Source organism: Streptomyces sp. SID12501 (assembly GCF_010550245.1).
Classification (GTDB): Bacteria; Actinomycetota; Actinomycetes; order Streptomycetales; family Streptomycetaceae; genus Streptomyces.
In genome coordinates this window covers 1-407 of the sequence record NZ_JAAGLU010000893.1, presented here as the reverse complement: position 1 = coordinate 407, position 407 = coordinate 1, and the positions used below count along the sequence as shown (strand labels likewise).

General features: G+C 74.0%; 2 pseudogenes. One reads left to right on the top strand and one right to left on the bottom strand.

Going from position 1 to position 407, the window contains the following annotated elements:
- Positions 1 to 263, top strand: a pseudogene (locus tag G3I71_RS49010) (phenazine-specific anthranilate synthase component I); the annotation flags it as partial.
- Positions 264 to 291: 28 nt separating this feature from the next.
- Here G3I71_RS49010 and G3I71_RS52125 read toward each other — a convergent pair.
- Positions 292 to 407 (bottom strand): annotated as a pseudogene (locus tag G3I71_RS52125) (2-hydroxyacid dehydrogenase); the annotation flags it as partial.

Sequence of the window (407 nt, the reverse complement as noted above, 5' to 3'; positions counted from 1 at the left end):
AGACCCGCATCGACCTGTTCGGGGCCGAGGAGGTGGTCGGCTTCTACAACACGTACACCGCGCACTGCGCCGACGACCTGGCCGCGCGGCTGGCCGCCGAGGGGGTGGAGGTGTCCCGGGACCCGGTGACGGGCGAGGTCCACGCGCTGCGGTCACCGGCCGCGGGCGTGGCGGGCGTCCAGTTCCATCCCGAGTCGGTGCTGACCCTGCGCGGCGTGGAGCTGGTCCGCGACCTGCTGATCGGGGTGCGGGCGCCGGTGTGAGCGCGGTGTGGGCCCTGCCCGGGCCCGGTCAGGCGGGGCCGGGCACGAGGGTGTTCTCGGAGCGGCGGCCGGCGAGGTAGTCCGCCACGTTCCGCACGGTGGTTTCGATGATCTGGCCCACGGCGTCGCTCGTGTAGTACGCCT